This window comes from Allosalinactinospora lopnorensis (assembly GCF_000981225.1).
Lineage (GTDB): Bacteria > Actinomycetota > Actinomycetes > Streptosporangiales > Streptosporangiaceae > Allosalinactinospora > Allosalinactinospora lopnorensis.
The window spans coordinates 1-2,530 of sequence record NZ_LAJC01000161.1; the positions used below are offsets into that span (position 1 = coordinate 1).

Consider the following 2,530-nt stretch of genomic DNA (forward strand, 5'->3'; position numbering starts at 1 on the left):
ATCGGGCCCTAGTTCCACAAATGTGCTCACCCCGGCCGCCTCCACACACCGGATGGCATCAGCGAACCGCACCGCACACCGCGCCTGCTGCACCCAGTAATCCGCCGAGGCCAGCTCCCGTGAGACCGGCCGCCCATTCACCGTCGACACCACCGCAACCCGCGGCGAACGAAACTCCACCCCCGCGGCCACTTCTTCGAACTCGCCCAACATCGGCTCCACCAACGGCGAATGAAACCCATGACTAACCCGCAACCACCGAACCCGCCGCCCCCACACCTCGAACCGCGCCGCCACCGCGGCCACCGCCTCCTCAACCCCCGACACCACCACCGAGGCCGGCCCATTCACCGCCGCAATCGCAACCCGATCCCACTCCCCCCGCTCAGCCAACACCCCAGCGACCTCGTCCTCACCGGCCTGCACCGCCACCATCGCCCCACCCGCCGGCAGCCCCTGCATCAACCGCCCCCGCGCGACCACCAACGCACACGCATCCGCAAGCGAGAACACCCCCGCCACATACGCCGCCGCGATCTCACCCACCGAATGCCCCACCACAAAATCCGGACACACCCCCCACGACTCCACCAACCGAAACAACGCCACCTCAACCGCGAACAACCCCACCTGGGCAAACTCAGTGCGATCCAGCAACCCCGCCCCAGCCGAACCCTCCCCGGCCCACACCACCTGCTTCAACGACCGCCCCAACACCCCATCCACCTGCGCACACACCGCATCAAACGCCTCAGCGAACACCGGGAAAGCCGCATACAACCCCCGCCCCATCCCCACCCGCTGCGCCCCCTGACCCGAAAACACAAACGCCACCTTGCCTTCGGGCCCAACGGTGCCCGCCACTACTCCCGGCGCACTCCTGCCTTCGGCCAGCGCCGCCAATCCCCCCAGCAACTCCTGACGGTCCTGGCCCACCACCACCGCCCGGTGCTCCAACGCCGCCCGCCCCGACGCCAACGACCACCCCACATCCACCGGATCGCTGTCCGAGGAGGCGCCAAGGTGCTCGCGGAGCCGCTGCGCCTGTGCGTGCAGCGCCTGCTCGCTCCTGCCCGATACCACCCACGGCAGCACCGGAGCCGTGTCAGTGACCGAGCCGCGGGCATCGCTGTCGGTCGCCTCCCGGGAATGAAGCTCGACTGGGCTAATGGCCGCCTCCTCCTCGGCGGGCGGCGCCTGTTCGACGATGAGATGGGTGTTGGTGCCGCTTCCACCGAAAGCGGACACACCGGCCCGGCGTGGATGATCGGTCCGCGGCCACTCCCGCGCTTCGGTCAGCAGGCGGATGCTGCCGGAGCTCCAGTCCACGCGCGGATTCGGCTCATCGACGTGCAAGGTCTTGGGCAACAGGCCATAGCGCATCGCCTGCACCATCTTGATCACACCGCCCACCCCACCAGCGGCTTGAGCGTGGCCGATGTTGGACTTCAGCGACCCCAGCCACAGCGGCCGGTCCTGCGGCCGGCCCCGCCCATAGGTGGCCAGCAGCGCTCGCGCCTCGATCGGATCCCCCAGCGGCGTCCCGGTGCCATGGGCCTCCACCGCATCCACACCCTCAGCCCCCAACCCCGCACTGGCCAGCGCCTGCGCGATCACCCGCTCCTGGGAGGGTCCGCTGGGCGCCGTCAACCTCTTCGACGCGCCGTCCTGGTTCACCGCGCTGCCCCGGATGACCGCCAACACCGGGTGGCCGTTGCGCCGCGCCTCGGAGAGCCGCTCCAGCAACAGCACCCCCACGCCCTCCCCCCAGGCCATGCCGTTCGCGGTCGAGGAGAACGACTTGCACCGCCCATCGGGCGAAAGCCCTCGTTGCCGGGAAAACTCGATGAAGACGTCGGGTGTGGCCATCACCGTCGCTCCCCCGGCCAGCGCCAGCGTGCACTCGCCCTGCCGCAGCGCCTGGCACGCCAGATGCACCGCCACCAACGACGACGAACACGCGGTATCCACCGTCACCGCCGGCCCCTCCAGCCCGAAGGTGTAGGCAACCCGACCGGAGACGACGCTTCCGCGATTGCCGTTGCCGGCATGCCCTTCGAGTTCTCCTGGCACAGTGGACATACGCGCCGCGTAGTCTCGGTACATTGCGCCGGTGAATACTCCGGTCGGAGCGCCTCGAAGCGTAGTGGGATCGATACCGGCGCGTTCTATTGCCTCCCACGAGGTCTCCAGCAGCAGCCGCTGCTGCGGGTCCGTCGCCAACGCCTCACGCGGACTGATCCCGAAGAACTTCGCATCGAAATCCGCCGCGTCGTGCAGAAAGCCCCCCTCACGCACATAGAGCGTCCCCGCGCGATCCGGGTCCGGGTCGAACAACCCCTCCACATCCCAACCACGATCGGCCGGAAACCCCGAAACCACGTCCCTGCCCTCAGCGACCAGCCCCCACAACCCCTCCGGAGAACACACCCCACCCGGATACCGGCACCCCATCGCCACAATCGCGATCGGCTCCCGGTCCCTCTCCTCGACCTCACGCAGACGGCGGCGAACCTGGCGCAAATCCGCC

1 protein-coding gene is annotated in these 2,530 nt (G+C 68.9%); it reads right to left on the minus strand.

Annotated elements, in window-relative coordinates:
• On the minus strand, nt 1–2,530 hold a 2,530-nt coding region (locus VS93_RS26195; RefSeq protein WP_046472514.1), incomplete at both ends, for a type I polyketide synthase.